The organism is Pedobacter sp. KBS0701, assembly GCF_005938645.2.
In the GTDB taxonomy this organism is placed as follows: Bacteria; Bacteroidota; Bacteroidia; order Sphingobacteriales; family Sphingobacteriaceae; genus Pedobacter.
This window is the reverse complement of sequence record NZ_CP042171.1, coordinates 3898406-3916725: the sequence shown is the minus strand read 5'-3', so window position 1 is coordinate 3916725 and position 18320 is coordinate 3898406. Positions and strand designations below refer to the sequence as shown.

Genomic DNA, 18320 nt, shown 5'->3' with positions numbered 1-18320 from the left:
AAAATATTATGGAAAATGGAGCCGCGCTATGGGCTGTTAGTGCTGTGGTTTTTCTTCATCATATTTTATTTGGTTAGTTTTTGGAAACCACAATGCTGGTTCCCTGGATGTAATATTTGCTTGAGATGGTTCCGCAGATCAGGTCGAGCTGCTCATATAGCCCTTTTTTGCTTAAATCACCGGTAAAAGTATAGGTCGAAATCTGCTCATTATCCGATTTTATCTCTATCCCGTAAGCTTCAGATAAGGTTTTGAAAATTTCTTTAATGCTTTCTTCTTTAAAATTATAGCTCAGGCTTGTGGGTAGATTATAAGCTTCGGCCAATGGAATAGGCTTGCTCACCAATGTTTTATTTAATTTGTGGTCAGCAAAAATGCCCTTTTGGTTGGGTGTTAGCAGAATTGGTTTAGCCAGTTTTTCTTTATCGAAAGTGAAGAGTGAGCTTTTCTGATTTTCGGATATCTGAACTTTTCCAGTTCTTACTGCAACCTGAGCCTGAAGTTTATCCGTTGATGATTTTACCCAGAAACTGGTACCTAAAACACGCACAACCAATTTTTGATTGTACACATAAAACGGGCGCTTAGGATTTTTACTTACCGAGAAAAATGCACTTCCTTTTAAGTAAACCGTTCTTTTGTTAGCCGCAAAAACCTTCGGGTAAATAATATTCGCCTGTGGTTTAAGTATTACTGTGCTTTCATCACTGAGTGATATCAACAGGCTGCTATCACTCTCATTCGTTTTGCTGATTAAGGTCAAGCCTTCATTTTCATCAATAAAAGATTGTTCAGCATGGTTGTAATTGCTTAAATATAAACCGGCAATAAAAAATGCAATAATAATAGATGCTGCAATAGCGAATTTTGGCCAACGTCTTCTAACTTTAAGCGCTGGTGTAGATTTGCTTTCAAGGTTATTGATGTTAAGCCAGGTATTCACCTGCATTTCTTCGAGCGCAGTTGATGATAAATCTTTAAAATTCTGGTTATTTAAGTTATGATACCATTTATCTACCCATAGCTTTTCAGCTTCAGTACAATTTCCGTTTTCATAACGGCTTAGTAAATCGTAAAATGATTTCTGGTTCATAAAAAGAATATTTGGCCTTATACTATACAAGTAACACAACTGGAGCGAAACCCTAAAGCTGTGCGTGATAAAAGTAGAAATAAATTTTAATGTACTGATAATCAGTTATAAAAAGATGTAAAAGTTTTTGATGTATTCTTTTATCCTCTTAATAGATTGGGTGATATGGTATTCTACAGTCTTTTCGGAGATGTTTAAACCAGTAGAAATATCTTTGGTAGATCGGTGTTGATAACGGCTCATTCTGAAGATCTCCTGTGTTTTTTCGGGTAGCGAATTAATGCCTTTTTCGATAATGGAAGAAAGATCATGAAGATCGACCAGATTCGCGGTATCCTGATGGTTTTCTGAATAGGTCAGGGTTTGGTACTCCATGTACTTATTCTGCATCACCAGGCTCCTGATGTGGTTGATTACACTTAACTTCAATGCACCAAACAAATAGGCCTGGAGATTATTGATCTGTGCTTCCTGCCGTTTTTCCCAAAGAGAGATGAAGATATTCTGTACCAGTTCTTCAGCGATTACCTTATCGCCTGTTTTTTTGTAGGCTGCCAATAACAGCTCGTTACTATAGGCGAAATATATTTTTTCGTAAGCCTGCTTGTCGCCCAGTTTTAGACGATTCATTAAATCTTCAGATTTTTCAGGCTCTGGGTGAGTCATTTATTATTTGGTTATTCGATAAGCGTGTAGTAAATGTATAAAATAATGTTGAAAGTTTCAGTCGGTAGTCCACAGGTTTCAGTTGGCAGTTTACAGTTCATAATTTAACAATTAATCCATGCTCAACATTTTCAGTTGGCAATTTGTGGCTAACAATTTAGCAATCCAATAGTTAAAAAACCTGGTCTGCAATTAACCAGTTCAAACAATTAACCGATTAACTCTTTCTTATCTATAAATATTTTATTGCCTTTTATCTCATTTTTTTACCTTTGCTCAATCTCAAAAAAAATATGCACGAAAAAATTGTTGTTTTAGGCTCTAACGGGCAAATTGGTACCGAGTTGGTCACCATGTTACGTAAAATATATGGTGATGATCATGTTGTTGCGTGCGATATACGCAGGCCGGATTATGATATCAAAAACTCTGCACCGTTTGAATTTGTGAATGTGCTGGATAAAGAAATGATCAATGGCATTTTTCATAAATACAGACCAACACAGGTTTACCTCTTAGCCGCTTTATTATCAGCTACAGGTGAGCAAAATCCAAAGCTGGCCTGGGATTTAAATATGAACGGCTTATTGAATGTTTTAGATTTAGCTTTAGAATATAAAACAGCAAAAGTATATTGGCCGAGTTCTATCGCTGTATTTGGACCGAATTCGCCAAAAGACAATACTTCACAATATTGTGTAATGGATCCAAACACCGTTTATGGAATCAGCAAGTTGGCAGGAGAGCGCTGGTGCGAATATTACAATCAAAAATATGGTTTGGATGTACGTAGTATCCGTTATCCGGGATTAATTAGCTGGAAAGCTGCTCCTGGAGGTGGTACAACAGATTATGCGATCCACATTTTCCACGATGCGTTGAAAAAGGGAAGTTACCAGAGTTTCTTAAATGCGGAAACAGAATTACCGATGATGTATATGGATGATGCTATCCGCGGAACAATTGAACTGATGGATGCACCTGCAGATCAGATTTCAGTGCGTAGTAGTTATAATTTTAGTGGGGTAAGTTTTACACCTGAAGTTTTAGCCGCTGAAATCAGAAAACATATTCCGGATTTTACGCTAACTTACAGCGCTAACGATCCCCGTCAGCAAATTGCAAATAGCTGGCCACGTTCTATCGATGATAATTATGCAGCAAAAGACTGGGGATGGAAACCAGAGTTCGATTTATCGAAACTGACAACAGACATGTTAAATAATTTAAAAAAATAATATAAAGGTAGAGGGTTTGAAGGTTGAGGGCTTAAGGCCTTAAATCTCATATCTCATATCTCAATACTAAAATAATGGGAAGAGCATTCGAATTTAGAAAAGAGAGAAAATTTAAGCGTTGGGCCAAAATGGCGGTTCAGTTTACGCGTATTGGTAAAGATATCGTAATGGCGGTAAAGGAATCGGGACCTCATCCGGAAACCAATTCCCGTTTACGTACAGCTATGCAAAATGCAAAAGCGGTAAACATGCCTAAAGATAGGGTAGAAGCGGCAATTAAGCGTGCTTCTGATAAATCGATGGCCAATTACGAGGAAATTGTATACGAAGGTTATGCGCCACACGGTGTTGCCGTTTTAATTGAAACAGCTACTGATAATACCAACCGTACTGTAGCAAACGTTCGTAGTTATTTTAACAAAACTGATGGTTCTTTGGGTAAAACCGGATCTTTAGATTTCGTTTTTAACCGCAAATCAATTTTCCGTTTTGTACCTGCTGAAGGTTTAGACCTGGAGGAATTAGAGTTCGAATTAATTGATGCTGGTTTAGAGGAACTTTATGTTGAGGCTGATGAAGAAGGAAATGATATTGCGGTAGCACAAGGTGCATTCGAAAACTTTGGTTCTTTACAAAAAGCTTTAGAAGAGAAAGGCATTGAGTTAAAAAGTTCAAAATTAGAGCGTATTGCTTTATCTCACCATGAGGTAACAGAAGAGCAGGCAGCTGATGTTTTGAAATTGATCGATAAGTTGGAGGAAGATGATGATGTGCAGGCGGTTTACCACAATATGGCGGAGTAATATCAATTAGAATATTTTACAAGAGCCTGAAGATTTTTTCTTCAGGCTTTTTTTGTAATTTTTGTTTTTTTGAAGAGCAAAACCTGTGCATTTATGGTACAGCAGTCCCGCCATCATTTCAAGTCCTCGGCTTCGTTCCTCAACCTCCGGGCTTTCCATTTTGTCGGGTCTAGGTTACTTAGGTTAACTCGGGTAAATTAAACCTGACAGGAGCGGGCACGAAGCTCCGATTTTTCAATCGGAGTGAGTAAAGCGGATGGCAGGACTGTTGGAACCTATAAGATATCGAACCCTGCTTTTCTAATTCTTTTACCTCTGATCGTCACCCTGAATTTATTTCAGGTCTTGAAAGATAGATACTGAAACGAGTTCAGTATGATGAACCGTTTTGCTATCTCTTATGAGAAAACAACCAGCTCAACAACTCTGGCTCGGCAAAGGCACTATCCCAGCTATTATGGTTTGCGTTAGGGTAAAGCGTAAATTTCACCTCGTCACCAACCGTTTTTAAACGTTCAGCAATCGCAATTGAGAATGCCGGATCCACAATGTCATCTTTTGCGCCATGAAAGATCCATAGTGGAATTTTCTGGTATTTTTTAATGTTGTTGGTATTGTCGCCACCGCAGATGGCGATAGCAGCGGCAAATTTACGGCGCTCTCTTCTTAACAGTTCGTAAGTACCCATTGCACCCATTGATAAACCACCAACATAAACCTGATTTTTATCTACATAAGGTTTTTTAAGGAAATTTTTAACCATTCCCTGTAGCGCATGCATTATTTTGGTGGGTTTACCACCTTCTACAAAACTGATTTTTCTTTTGCCTTTGGCATCTTGTTCAAAATTGGCATTGGCCCAAAAATCGTTCTGCGGACACTGAGGGAAAACTACAATGGCAGGGAAGTTCTTGCGGACATCATTTTTTAAAAACAATTTACCACCGTGTACCAGTTGACTGGCATTATCGTTACCTCTTTCTCCGCTTCCGTGCAAAAAGAAAACGATCGGATATTTTTGGTCGGGATTAAAATTCTCCGGGAAAAGTATCCTATAGTAGATAGAATCCTTTCCTTTTATATAGCTTCCCCTATCGTATTTTTTAAAATCCTGAGCGTTTAAAAAGAGTACAAAAAAAAGAATGCAGATGGTAAAAAAAATCTTTTTCATCCGTTTTATATTATTTTTAAAGGTGATGAAGCTTTCATGACTTGTTATTTCAAGGTGTGTTTTGGTAAATCATGATGGTTTCATTCGACAAAAATAGAAAACCCTGGCTACTTTACAATAGCTCAGGGTTTATAACCAAACCTAATTGTCTTTATTTCAAGGTGAAAGATGCTTCTTTTACATCGCGTGAATTTGTACCAATAAATACTTTGAAATCGCCGGGTTCAGCAACGAATTTCAGATCAGAATTGTAAAATTTAAGGTCATTCTCCGTAATATTAAAAGTAACGGTTTTACTTTCTCCGGCTTTTAAATTAATCTTTTGAAAACCTTTTAATTCTTTAACCGGGCGGGTAATACTTCCAATAAGATCTTGAATATATAATTGAACAACTTCTTTGCCCTCATATTTGCCTGTATTGTTTACAATAACAGATGCCATGATCGATTTTCCTTTGCTTAATGTATTGGCGCTTAGTTTAACATCACTATAATTAAATGAGGTATAGCTTAAACCAAAACCGAATGGATATAAGGGGTCATTGCTTACGTCTAAATAGTTGGAACGAAATTTTTCGAACCATTTACCCTCAGCCAATGGGCGGCCGGTATTTTTATGAGCATAATACAAAGGCACCTGACCCACATTCTGAGGAAAAGTTGCACTCAGTTTACCCGATGGATTAACATCGCCAAAAAGTACATCGGCAATTGCATTTCCTGCTTCACTACCCGGGAACCATACATTTAAAATGGCTGGAATATTTTGCTGTTCCCAATTTAATGCCAATGGACGGCCTGTAAACAGCACCAATACTACTGGTTTACCTGTTTTAGCCAGAGCTTTTAAAAGGTTTTTCTGTGTTTCAGGAATCTGGATATCGGTTACACTACTACTTTCGCCTGTAAATTCAGAACCTTCGCCAATAGTAGCCACAATCACATCTGATTTTTTCGCTACTTCTAAAGCTTCTTTAATCATTTCAGCTTCGGTACGTGGATCACGTTTGTATGTGGGGTTGTGGATGTTTACATAACGCTGCTCCATAGCAGAATCTGCCAGGAAATTGGCACCGCGAGCGGTTAATATTTTTGCATCATTACCCAAGGCATTTTTTAAACCTTGTAGTACTGTTACTGACTTGTCAAAAAGCGCAGCAACACTCCATGTACCGTACATATTTGCGGTATTATCTGCTAATGGACCGATCAAACCAATAGTTCCTGATTTTTTTAATGGAAGCAGGTTATTGTTATTTTTCAACAGCACAAAACTTTCTGCTGCAACTTCGCGTGCCACCTGGCGGTTAGCCGGACTAAAAACTTCTTTTTCTGCTCTTTCTGCATTGCAAAATTTATAAGGATCGGTAAATAAACCGAGTTTGTATTTTGCTTGAAGTACTAATCTACAGGCCCTATCGATCTGAGCGATACCTACTTTTTTCTCAGCTAAGGATTTTTTTAAAGTACCTAAAAAGCCTTCACCCACCATATCCATATCAACCCCTGCATTTAAAGCCAGGGCAGAAACAGTTTGCAAATCACCCATGCCGTGCGCAATCATTTCAGGGATACCTGTATAATCGGTTACCACGAAGCCTTTAAAACCCCATTGGTTACGCAAAACATCCGTCATCAACCATTTGCTTCCTGTAGCTGGAATGCCATCAACTTCGTTAAAAGAAGCCATAATGCTTGCTGCTCCGGCATCAACAGCAGCTTTGTATGGCGGGAAATATTCGTTGTACATGCGTACTTTACTCATATCGGTGGTATTGTAATCTCTACCGGCTTCTGCTGCGCCATATAAGGCATAGTGTTTTACACAGGCTAAAATCTCATTATTGGCCTGAAGTTTTCCCTGATAACCTTTTACCATTGCTGCAGCAATTTGTGAGCCTAAATAAGCATCTTCTCCACTTCCTTCAGAAATACGGCCCCATCGTGGATCTCTCGAAATGTCAACCATAGGAGAGAAAGTCCAGTTGATGCCACTTGCACTGGCTTCTATCGCAGCTATGCGGGCAGATTTTTGCACAGTTGCCATATCCCAGATACAGCTAACGCCTAAAGGGATTGGGAAAACGGTATTGTATCCATGGATAACATCCATTCCGAAAAGCAATGGAATTTTCATACGGCTGTTTTCCACCGCGATTTTTTGGACCGCTTTAATCTTATCTACACCTTTGATGTTGAATAAACCACCAACTTGTCCGGCTTTAATTTTTTTAGAAATGTCACTGCTGTTGGCCTGTCCCGTGGTAATATCTCCGGAACTTGGTAAATTCAGCTGGCCAATTTTTTCATCAACTGTCATTTTCGCCATCAGGTTGCTGATGAAGGTGTTCATCTTTGCCTCTTCTGCAGAAACAGGTTTTTTGGTCTGTGCCGATCCGTTCAGTACAAACAGGGTTAAAAAAACAACCAGGATATTCGCTCTCTTCATTATATATGTGTTTTATTCTTTTTATTAACTGGCGCTTGTTTCCAACGAGTGCCTAAACGGCTTTACGATTTTATTTTGTTTAAACATTAATCACTTAAAGCAATTCTTTATTTCCACACTCGTTACAAACGAGCATGAGCATTTATTTTAATCAACTTTCTTTACCTCGGTTTTTACCGATACGCCATTCTCGTTTATTGCTTCGATAGAAAAAAAATAAGCTTTCTGGCTGTCCATTGCTTTGAACCAGTACTCATTAAAATCATGGATCATAATGCAGTTATACAGTTTATCAGGCGCAGTACCGTAATAAAGGTTATAGGCAAAAGCATTATCAACAGGCTCCCATTTAATGTAGGCACTGCGTTTGTCTTTTTCTGTCCTTAAAACGATCAGATTTTTCACTTTTGTCGGTTTCTCACCATTTCCATTCCCAAAAACACGTAAACCACTAATGGCAAATTTTCCAGTAGGCATGTGGATGTTTACCATTTTAACAAACCTGGTTTTTACCGGTTTCCGGAGTTCTATATAATCATGCGGAACGTCTGTTTTGTTCTGGCTTTTATCAACCAAGACGCTCCACTTTTTTCCATCCGTTGAGGAAAGGATTTTATATTGGTGGTAAATTCCGTTCTGTTTTCCTAAGAATTCGGCATCCTGATCAGCATAGTTGATCTGTATGGCGTTAACGGTTGCTAGACTACCCAAATCAGTCTGGATCCATTCGCCATTATTGGCTGTTTTGGCACTCCAATAGGTTTTAATATTTTCGTCAATCGCATTATTGGCATTAAAGCTTCCCAGGGTAGAAGAAACGGTTACCGGTTTTTTATAATTAATGAGCATCCAGCCTGGCCCTGCAGGTCCGCCTTCTTTTCTTTCAGCCGGTAAATAAAGTGGGTAATCGCCGAAGGCAGTATTGGTCCACATCACATCATCTTTATCAAAACCGGTTGGCCAGATCCCCATTCGGCGTTCCCAGGTATTTTTTACGCAGATAATGCTGGTAGAAATGTGCCAGTAATTTTTGTTATTGTCCTGAAAGGTTGCACCGTGACCAGCACCGCGGGAAAATCCTCCACCTTTATAACTCAAAGGATCGGATTGTGGTGTTGTTGGTGTATCGTAAAACAGCGGTTTGGTGCCTACAACCACTCCATCCGAATAGCCGCTAAATTCGGTTCCGGGTGCGCCATATTGGAAATAATATTTACCATTATGTTTGGTCATCCAGGCACCTTCGGCAAAGGGATCGAGAAAGGTATTGTCCATATACTCGCCGAAACGTTGCCAGCCATAGCGCCAGCTTTCGAGCAAATACATTGGTGTACGGGTACCTTTTGGTTTAAAAGTTTTGCGGTCGAGCTCTACACCATACATCGGATAATTATTACTGCTGCCGTTATACATGTAAAATTTACCATCACCGTCGGTAAAAAAGGCTGGATCCCAGCCACCGATTTCTAATGAATCAACCAAAGGAAACCATTTGTTCCCTTTAGGATCGGTGCTGCCCCAAAGTGTGAAATTTTTGGTATAAGTACTGCCAAAAACCACCATGGTATCGCCAACAATACCCACACCAGGCGCACAGAGTTCATCTTTGGTTTTGTTCCATGGGCGAAGAAATTTTCTTTCATGGAATTTCCAGTTCAGCATATCGGCACTGTGCCAGTAACCCCATTGGTTCGTACTGAAGAGATAAAAATCGCCTTTATAATTTACGATTACCGGATCGGCTGTGGCACGGTGTTTACCCCATTCAGAAAAAGATTCGAAAGGCGTATAACCATAATCTACATTGATGGGGTTGCAATAGGTTTTCTGCTGCGCAGAAGCCGTGAACTTACCGCAAAGCAGAGGTATTATTAAAAATATTTTGAATAAATGTTTAGCCATTATTCGTTGGGAATTAATTAAAAATGTTTATTCTGGCGCAGCTCGAACATCCTATCGACATGCCGCTAACGCTTAGTCCGGTAACGTGAGATTGGTGCTCCCAATAAACCCACATATCATGTGCGCCACCAGTTGAGGTTAATTTTACGGTATAACTGTCGCCATTTTCTGGTATCTGTCCGATTACTGTTCCGTTTGGAGAATTGGGTTGGATAAAGAAAACATAGGCACCACCACTGGTATTATTTTCTAACCTTACGTACACACCATCACTGGTTGAGTTGGTGGCCGTTACATTTACAGTAGCAAATTTTGCTTTTACAGTTTTATGTTTAGCATTGGATATGGAAGTAAAACTTGAGTTTAGGATTACACATCCTATCATTGCTGTTAATATTAAAATTACTTTTTTCATGGTTCTGTAGATTTAATTTAAAATATATGATGGCTAAACATTTATACGCAACACTATACTATGGTTGAAACTGAAAATCCAGTTTCTTCAAACCATTTTGAACATCTTTATTTCCCATAAATAACTTCCAAAGCAGTCCTGATCTATAGTTTTCGATCATTACTACCATTGGACCCTGATCAATGCCCAGATATCTTTTCGGATACCAGTTATCCGTTTCAGAGAAAGCATCATAAAAACCGTATTTCCCCCAAACCTTATCGCCCAAATCCTCGTAAAGGTGTCTGATTACCTTCATCGATTCTTTTGGGGTATATGGGATAGAAGAAATGGCTGCTGTGGGCGAGATAACGCCATAATCTTCCTGAAGGCTATGGGCAGCATAACCTTTAACTGAGTAACTGGCAGTTAAACCCCAGCTATTTTTGCCATAACCTTTAAATTTCTTAGGGTTGGCTACACAGTAATCGTATATAGCCAGTGTGTGGTTTACATTGTTTTGCCAATAATCGGCATAGCGGTCTTTTAATCCCTTAGGATTTAAACCTAAATATGAATAATGTGCCCAAAATAATGGACCCACAGAATTTTTTGCACCTTGATAATCTAATGGAATATGATGTCCATAAAGATCGAAATCTGCTTTAATTGCTCCTCCTCTTGCCCAGCCTTCGTGATAGACTTTGGCGGGTATGGTATGAGTAGGGGAGGAAGCTGCCATAACATACATGATTAAACATTCGTTATAGCCTTTTACCGGGAAGTTCATTTCCCAGTTATACTCTGGCGACCAATGCCAATACAATACGTTTTGTCCGTTGCGGAACCAATTAAAATCGATTTCCTTCCAAAGGTCATCGGCCTTTTTTGCTAATGCTTTTTCGGGTTCAGAACCATTTTTATAATACTCGTTAATGCAGATTAAAGCCTGCGCAACAAATGAAGTCTCCACTAAATCACCTCCATTATCTTTTTGTCCGAATGGACGTACTTTTCCTGTTTCGCCGTTTATCCAATGCGACCACGCGCCATGAAATCGATCGGCTTTGGATAGGAAGTCCAATATTTTATTTAAGCGGTCTAATCCTTCTTTTTTGGTTACGTAATTCCTATCAATTCCGCTTAAAATGGCCATTAAACCAAAACCTGTTGCACCTGTAGCTACTGTGTTTTTATCATTTTCAGGATAAACGTTATCTACATGGAAACGCTCTCTGCCTGCACCAGAAATTGGCTCGGCACCATCCCAAAAATATTGGAAGGTTTGTTTTTGAACGAGATCCAATAATTCGATATCGGAAAGATTCTTTTTGATATTTAGATCTGGATTGTAGGCACTTTTTTTTCGCTGTGCACATGATGATAGCGTAAAAAGAGTAAATGATAATAAGAGGAAGTTTCGGAATATAAATTTCATTGCTGATGTATAATGTTAAAGATTGGGGCCACTAAAACCAAGATTTTTCATGCCCGCTTTAACTTCAGGTGCCGACATAAATAAGTTCCAGATTAATTTGGTTCTATAATTTTCGATCATCACCACAATCGGTCCCTGATCTATCGCCAGGGTAGAGGAAGCAAACCATTGATCTTTTAGGGAGAAAGCATCGTAAAAACCATAGTCTCCCCAGGTTTTATTGCCAAGTTTGTAATAAAAATATTTTAGCGCCTGCATCGATTCTGTTGGCGTATAAGGAAAAGACGATAAAGCTGCAGTTGGGGCAATTACCCCCACATCATTGCCTGGTGCACTTGCAGCATATCCGTTAGGGATATCACTCGCCGTTAAACCCCAGCAATTTTCGCCATAACCATAGTTACCGAGCGGATTAGCTTTACAATAGTTATAATTAATCTGCGTATGTGCCCTGGTTTGTATCTCATAATTGGCATAAGCATCACTTAAACCTGTTGGATTGATGCCCAGGAAAGAATAATGCGAAAAAAATAATGGTCCACCATTCGCTATACCCAAAGGAAGTTGGACGCCGTAATAGGTGTTCCCGTTTTTCATTGCTCCATTTTGAGCCCAGCCGCCATCATATACACTTTTAGGGATCGAAGAGGTAGGAGAGGCTGCGGCCATCACATAAGTGATCAAACACTCATTCCAGCCTTTAACGGGCAGGTTCATGTCCCAATTGTAATTAGGGCTCCAGTGCCAGTAAAGAGTACTACTGTTATCTTTTCTGTACCAGTTCCATTCGACCCCATTATAAATGGTATTAATATCGGCCCTTAACGTAGCTTCTGCTGCATCAGTACCGTTGAAGTATTGGCGGGCTGTAATTAGACCTGCCATTAGAAATGAAGTCTCTACAAGGTCACCACCATTATCTTTGGTGCTGAAGGGAATTACTTTTCCGGTATTTCCATCCAACCAATGTGGATAGGCACCATGAAAGCGGTCGGCAGTTTTTAAAAAGGATACCATCTTTTGGATCCTCGCCAATCCATCGGCCCTGCTGATGAAATTCCTGCTGATACCGGTAACCAAGGCCATGATCCCAAAACCCGATCCACCTGAAGTTACAGTATTACCCGATGTATTTCTTTCCCTGGCTAGGCCACTGATTGGATGTGCAAAATCCCAGAAATATTTAAAGGTTTGCTTTTGAACTAAAGTTAAAAGGTCATCGTCGCTGATGCGGGCAAATTTATCTGCATCATCTACAGCAGTGATCAGGTTTACAGCAACTGCCGATTGAAGTTTGCCACCGGTTTTTGATGATAAATTGTTATTAACGCTTAAAATATATTTAGTAATGGGCTGTAATGCCGTAGTAGTAATTACAACCGTATTATCGTTGTTCTCTAATTTGGAAGTGAATGCGGCCGGAGTTCCGGAGGCATCGGTAAGTGTGACATTGCCACTTATAGAAGTAGAATTAATAGGTGATGAGAATGTTATTTTGATAATTGGGCTATTGTTTACACCATAATAGGTAAAACCGCTGTAAGCATCGTTTACCTTTAAATCGCTAAAAGCAAAAGATGTTGGTGTAACAGGTGGATCAACCGGAGTAGGCGTATCACCTTTTTTGCAGGCTGTTGCAAAAAGAAAAAGAACTAAAAAATATGGGAAGATTTTTATCATTACAACATGGTTAAAAAGGGTTGCCATTACTGACAACCCTTTATTATTAATTGCCTTTCTCAGCGTTGGAAAACTATTATTTTCCTCTACCTTCTAAAATAGAAAGTGCGCTTACTTCTGCATCAGTTAAGGCTTTATCAAAAAGTCTAACTTCATCAATCTGTCCGGTTAAAAAGCTGGCCCAATCCTGTTTGGTATTTCCGGTAGTCTGACTTGGGGTAGTTTGGAATTGAACGGTACCAAAAACAAATTTTCCTGTATTGGTAAAGGCAAGCGGACCAGTTGCAGTTGAAGCAATTGCAGCAACCCTAGAACCATTGATATAAACCTTAACCATTGAGCTGGTCTGATCATAAGAAACCGCTAAGTTTACCCATTTTCCGAATAGGTTTTGAACACCATTTACCTGATATTCTTTATCTGAGCCACCCTGATTAAGGTGTATTCTTAATTTACCATCAGTTGCTGTACTTCCATTTTCGATAAAGATTTCAATATTACCCCAAAATTGAGTGGTATTGGCTAAGGTAAATAATCCGATAATGCCGGTGCTTGGCGCTGGGCTATTAAACCATTCACTTACTGTAAAACTTTTTAAAGCAGCAACCTTGTTTGATGGTGTTGCTAATACATAACTGTTTAAAGCACCCTGTAAGGATTGCTTTTTAATGCCCGTTCCAAATGTGGTACCCGTATTTACACCGGCAGTATTAGAAGCACTGTCAATCAAGCCTCCATCAAATGCAAAGTAGGAAACAAGATTACCTGATGCAATTTGTTTTGCGCTGGTATAGCCACCGATATTTAATGCTGGTGCATAACTTGATGGATCAAATTTTTTCTGGCAGGAGGATAACCCTAAAGTTATAGCTGCCATTAATAAAAAATATTTTGTTTTCATTTCTTTTCTATAAAAATTAGCAATTAATAACCAGGATTTTGTGTGATTGTACCTGCGCTTTTTTCAATCTCTTGAGAAGGAATTGGCCAAACCTCGTTTTTACCGGTTTTCCAGCCTTTAGGACCAAAAACTGTAGCAGCACGTCCTTGACGGATCACATCAAAATAACGATCAGATTCCATAGCCAATTCAACAAATCTTTCTTTCCAGATTGCTTGGCGTAAAGTCTCTTTGTCTGTTGTAGTTACATCGGGTACAACACCTGCTACACCACCTCTTGCACGCGCACGGACACGGTTTAACGAAGTTAGTGCTAAAGTTGTATTTCCCTGTTCGTTTGCTGCTTCAGCATTCATTAATAAAACCTCTGCAAAACGCATTACTCTTACGTTTTGATCAGCCCCCTGATTAAAACCAGTAACAATTTTATTAAATGGTACATAAGCTTTTTGATTATACATCGGATTATCTGCTGTATTGGAAATAGCATCACCTTCCGGAGTAGTTTCTCCCCTGTAAAGGATGGTTGCATCACGACGTACATCGCCAGCTTCGTAAGCCGATTCTAATGCAGCAGTTGGTACATTAAAGCCCCAGCCTGTATCCGGGGTGTTTCCTCTGGCACCCTGTACCTGGCTATATTGTGAGTTAGATGCATCTTTGTTGTTCAACAAAAGTTCGCATTGGATTTCGAAAATAGATTCAATATTGTTCTCATGATTTAAACGAAAACTCTGTTCGAAATTAGGGTATAAATCATATCCTAAAGTCATAACGGTATTGGTAAGTGATAATACTTGATCCCATTTTTTAAGATACATTGCCACTTTAGCATGAAGTGCTAAAGCTGCGCCTTTAGTTGCCCTGCCTAAATCAGCAGATGGATAAGATTGAGGCAATACTGCAGCTGCTTCGTCTAAATCTTTTTCAATTGCTGCATATACCTGTGCTTTAGGTGTTCTTGGAATGTTAAACTCAGATGGATCTTTAGGTACATTTAAGCGTAAAGGAATATCGCCAAATGCACGTACTAATCTGAAATAAGAATAGGCACGAACAAATTTTGCTTCAGCCAGATATCTGGATTTAAGACTGGCATCCATATTTATTCCCGGAACATTATCCAATACCTGGTTGCATAAATTGATATTCTGATACTGGCCTTCCCAAAAACCATTTAATTGGATTGTGGTAGAAGAAGCAGTAAACTGATCATATTCATTCATATAACTAGAATCGTTCGGGCTACTGCCTTTTTCTGCTTCATCACTTCCAATACTTTCGATTGCAAGGGCTGGAAACGCAGTGTTGGCCCAGTTTCTCAGGTTACCATAAATAGAATTTACTGCAGAGGTTGCATCATCGGCAGTTTTCCAAAAGGTTACTGCAGGTTGTTTTGCCTGTGGATCTACATCTAAAAAACTTTTTTTACATGCAGACATTACTAAAAGAGAGGAGCAGATGGTTAGCATCCCGATCTTTTGTATATAAGTATTTTTGTAATTCATTTTCGTTGTGATTAAAAAGTAACTTGAGCACCAAATCTGTATGTGGCCTGAAGCGGATAAACATTTGCATCAATACCTGCATTTGTAGGGGTACCACCAACCTCAGGAGTAAAACCTTTGTAACCAAAAAGCGTTACCGGGTTTTGTGCATCGAGGAAGAAACGGAGTCTTTGCATTTTCCACTTACTCACCAATAATGATGGAAGAGTGTAACCTAACTGTACATTTCTTAAACGGATATAAGATCCGTCTTCTACATAAAATGAATTAGGAGCTGAGTTGGCCGTTGTTCCTAAATTAACGGAAGGGTAGGTGGTAGAAGTGCCTTCGCCATGCCATCTGTTATCATAAAAATCTTTGGTGAAGTTTTCGTTACCAAAACGGGATGCGATATTTGCATTATAAACTTTAACACCAGCTAAACCCTGGATATCAACAGTAAGATCGAAATTTTTGTAAGCTAAATTTGCGCTTAAACCGTAAGAATAAGTTGGATTTGGATTGCCTAACACAATACGGTCATTACCATTAATAATTCCATTACCATCTGTATCTACGTATTTAAAATCGCCCGGTTTAGCTCCTTTTTGTGCTGAAGCAGCAATTTCAGCAGCATTTTGGAAAATACCGGCAACTTCGTAGCCATAAAATTCTCCTATTGCACCACCCTGGATGGTACGTGTAGCAAGGCCACCATTTGAAAGCCCTGCACCGCCTGCATAAATTGGGTTGTTACCGGTTACAACGGATAAAACCTTGTTTTTGTTATAACCAAGATTACCGCTAATTGAGTAAGCGAGGCCTGATTCGTTTGTATCTCTCCACGTTGCAGAAAATTCAAAACCACGGTTCTGAAAATCAGCCTGATTGCCGATCTGATTACCTGAACTGGTACCAATTGATGTTAAAACCGGGATTTCGAAAATGGCCTGCTCGGTTCTCTTATTGTAAAAACCGGCTTCGATGTTTAACCTGTTTTTTAAGAATGCAGCTTCAAAACCGATATCGGTTCCGGTAGTGCGCTCCCAGTTTAAAAAAGAAGGAACTAAAGTACTTACGTTTTTACCTGTATAAGCTACCCCGTTAAAAATTGATACATAGCCACCATTTTGCGTAACTGTTAATGTGGTTGGGTTTATTGGCACACCTGCATTACCTACCTTACCCCATGAAGCTTTTAACTTTAGATTGTTAAAGACTGTTTGGTCTTTCATAAAATCTTCCTGAGAAATTACCCAGCCGGCACCTACTGAAGGGAAATAACCCCAAAGATCTCCTCCACCGAAAAACTGTGAGGCAGCATCAGCACGAAGTGTTGCGTTTAACAGGTAACGATCTTTGAAAGAATAATTTATCCTTCCGAAATATGAAGCATAAGTTGTTAAAGCACCACCATCTGTAACCGAACGCTTATCTGCATTACCTAAGGTTAAGTAAAGATCGCCATCACTTGAGTATGGCACATCAAATGCTGTTGCGTTTAAGAAATAAGATTTTCTTCTTTGTGCAGTCTGACCTGCCAATACTGTTAAATTGTGGGCACCAAAAGTATTTTTGTATGTCAGGGTGTTTTCAATGATCCAGTTTCTGGTTTCTTCGCGATTAACATCAAGCTGGCTTTGTGTACTTTGCTGGCCTTGAGTAGCCTTATATACCGGAATATATGCCCTTACTTCATTTTGTCCAAAATCTCCACCTAAACTTGTTTTAAAGGTGAAATTTTTGGCAATTGTCAGTTCTGCATATACATTTCCATTAATCCTGTAATTTAAAGATTTTTGATTGAAAAAATCTATTGTTGCCTGAGGGTTAAAATTATTACCACCTCCCAAGCTGAAATCGTTGGCATCGCCATAAGTTCCATCAGCATAATATACCGGAACTACCGGACCTGCGGCATACAGTTGACGGAATATGGTTGAAGGAATATCATTTGATTTGATGGCTGTACCAGAAACAGTATAACCTATTTTTAAAGGGGCCAGTATTTGGAAATCGTTTGATAATTTTGCCGTATAACGCTGATAGTTTTGTTTTTTTACAATTCCATCTTCATTGGTATAACCCAAAGAGAAATTATATGTCGATTTATCACCTCCACCATTTACAGATAACTGATGATTGGTTTGTAATGCATTTCTAAATACCTGGTTATACCAATTTGTACCTTCTCCATAACTTGCCGGATTGGCAAATAAATTAGGTGCCCCGGTTGATGCAGATAATTCATTTATTAATGTTGCATATTCAGTTGCATTGGCCATTTTTATCTGATTGGTTACAGCCTTGTAACCCACAGATCCGTTATAGGTAATAGCCGCCTGACCTTTTGTTCCCCTTTTAGTGGTAATCAAAACTACGCCATTTGCTGCACGGATACCATAAATAGACTGCGAGGAAGCATCTTTCAAAATACTCAAATTTTCAATATCAGCAGGGTTTAGAAAGCTGATATCATCGTACCAAACGCCATCAACCACATATAAAACGCCTGTGTTTCCGTAAATTGTTCCTGTACCACGAATGGTGATTTGTGGAGATGAGCCCGGTGCACCATTATTCGTAATTGTTACACCCGCAACCTTGCCTTGTAAGGCACTGATTGCATTTACTGATGCCTGCTTAGAAATATCCTCGCCCTTTACCGTCCCAACCGATCCAGTAACATCAATTTTTCTTTGTGTACCATAACCCACAACCACAACTTGCTCTAATTGTTGTGTTGATGATGCTAATGATACATTAATTGTTGTTTGATTATTTACAGCCTGCTCAAGTGCTGTATAACCTACAAAGTTAAATACCAATGTGGCGTTGGCCGGCGCGCTAAGGGAGTAGTTGCCGTTCACATCTGTTTGTGTGCCAGTTTGTGTGCCTTTAATTAAAATAGATACGCCTGGTAATGGAGTTTTGTCACCCCCATCAATTACTTTACCTTTCACGGTAACGTTTTGCGCTAATGCTACGTTAATTGTTAGCAAACAAAATGCAGCGAGAACAGAAAGTCTTGTAAAGATTCTTTTCATGCTTTATTATAAATTTAGTTTAATTGTTAGTTAAATGTGAGGTTGTTTTTG

General features: G+C 39.2%; 13 protein-coding genes. 2 read left to right on the top strand and 11 right to left on the bottom strand.

The genetic code is table 11. The annotated features are described in order from the left end of the window. Positions 1–73: 73 nt before the first annotated feature. Both FFJ24_RS15760 and FFJ24_RS15755 read right to left on the bottom strand, forming a co-directional pair. The gene (locus FFJ24_RS15760; protein WP_138818119.1) at positions 74–1093 is read right to left on the bottom strand and encodes a FecR family protein; all 1020 of its coding nucleotides are present in this window, start codon (positions 1091–1093) and stop codon (positions 74–76) included. A gap of 105 nt (positions 1094–1198) precedes the next feature. Beyond that, positions 1199–1759, bottom strand: a complete 561-nt coding sequence (locus FFJ24_RS15755) for an RNA polymerase sigma-70 factor (RefSeq protein ID WP_138818118.1) — start codon at positions 1757–1759, stop codon at positions 1199–1201. Positions 1760–2052: 293 nt separating this feature from the next. Between FFJ24_RS15755 and FFJ24_RS15750 the strand changes: the two genes are divergently transcribed. Both FFJ24_RS15750 and FFJ24_RS15745 read left to right on the top strand, forming a co-directional pair. Beyond that, on the top strand, positions 2053–2997 hold the full coding sequence (locus tag FFJ24_RS15750) for an NAD-dependent epimerase/dehydratase family protein (RefSeq protein ID WP_138818117.1): 945 nt from the start codon (positions 2053–2055) through the stop codon (positions 2995–2997). 74 nt (positions 2998–3071) lie between these two features. Then, positions 3072–3800 (top strand): YebC/PmpR family DNA-binding transcriptional regulator, encoded by a 729-nt coding sequence (locus FFJ24_RS15745; RefSeq protein ID WP_025145740.1) that lies wholly within the window; start codon positions 3072–3074, stop codon positions 3798–3800. Between the two features lie 391 nt (positions 3801–4191). Here the strand turns inward: FFJ24_RS15745 and FFJ24_RS15740 are convergent, their stop codons facing one another. The 9 genes from FFJ24_RS15740 to FFJ24_RS15700 form a co-directional block, all read right to left on the bottom strand. After that, entirely contained in the window at positions 4192–4971 is a 780-nt protein-coding gene (locus FFJ24_RS15740) for a prolyl oligopeptidase family serine peptidase (RefSeq protein WP_138818116.1), read from the bottom strand. Positions 4972–5122: 151 nt separating this feature from the next. Further along, positions 5123–7420, bottom strand: coding sequence for a beta-glucosidase BglX (gene bglX / locus FFJ24_RS15735; protein ID WP_138818115.1), 2298 nt, complete (start codon positions 7418–7420; stop codon positions 5123–5125). A 147-nt stretch (positions 7421–7567) separates the two neighbouring features. Beyond that, the gene (locus tag FFJ24_RS15730; RefSeq protein ID WP_246862626.1) at positions 7568–9322 is read right to left on the bottom strand and encodes a discoidin domain-containing protein; all 1755 of its coding nucleotides are present in this window, start codon (positions 9320–9322) and stop codon (positions 7568–7570) included. A 13-nt stretch (positions 9323–9335) separates the two neighbouring features. Further along, positions 9336–9737, bottom strand: a complete 402-nt coding sequence (locus tag FFJ24_RS15725) for a hypothetical protein (RefSeq protein WP_138818114.1) — start codon at positions 9735–9737, stop codon at positions 9336–9338. 58 nt (positions 9738–9795) lie between these two features. Continuing rightward, the gene (locus FFJ24_RS15720) at positions 9796–11154 is read right to left on the bottom strand and encodes a glucoamylase family protein (protein ID WP_138818113.1); all 1359 of its coding nucleotides are present in this window, start codon (positions 11152–11154) and stop codon (positions 9796–9798) included. 15 nt (positions 11155–11169) lie between these two features. Further along, positions 11170–12834, bottom strand: coding sequence for a glucoamylase family protein (locus FFJ24_RS15715; RefSeq protein WP_138818112.1), 1665 nt, complete (start codon positions 12832–12834; stop codon positions 11170–11172). A gap of 76 nt (positions 12835–12910) precedes the next feature. Then, positions 12911–13735: a LamG domain-containing protein gene (locus FFJ24_RS15710; RefSeq protein ID WP_138818111.1), complete on the bottom strand. Its 825-nt coding sequence runs from the start codon at positions 13733–13735 to the stop codon at positions 12911–12913. Between the two features lie 23 nt (positions 13736–13758). Beyond that, the gene (locus FFJ24_RS15705; protein WP_210419377.1) at positions 13759–15243 is read right to left on the bottom strand and encodes a RagB/SusD family nutrient uptake outer membrane protein; all 1485 of its coding nucleotides are present in this window, start codon (positions 15241–15243) and stop codon (positions 13759–13761) included. Positions 15244–15254: 11 nt separating this feature from the next. After that, positions 15255–18269: a TonB-dependent receptor gene (locus tag FFJ24_RS15700; protein ID WP_138818110.1), complete on the bottom strand. Its 3015-nt coding sequence runs from the start codon at positions 18267–18269 to the stop codon at positions 15255–15257. Positions 18270–18320 lie beyond the last annotated feature (51 nt).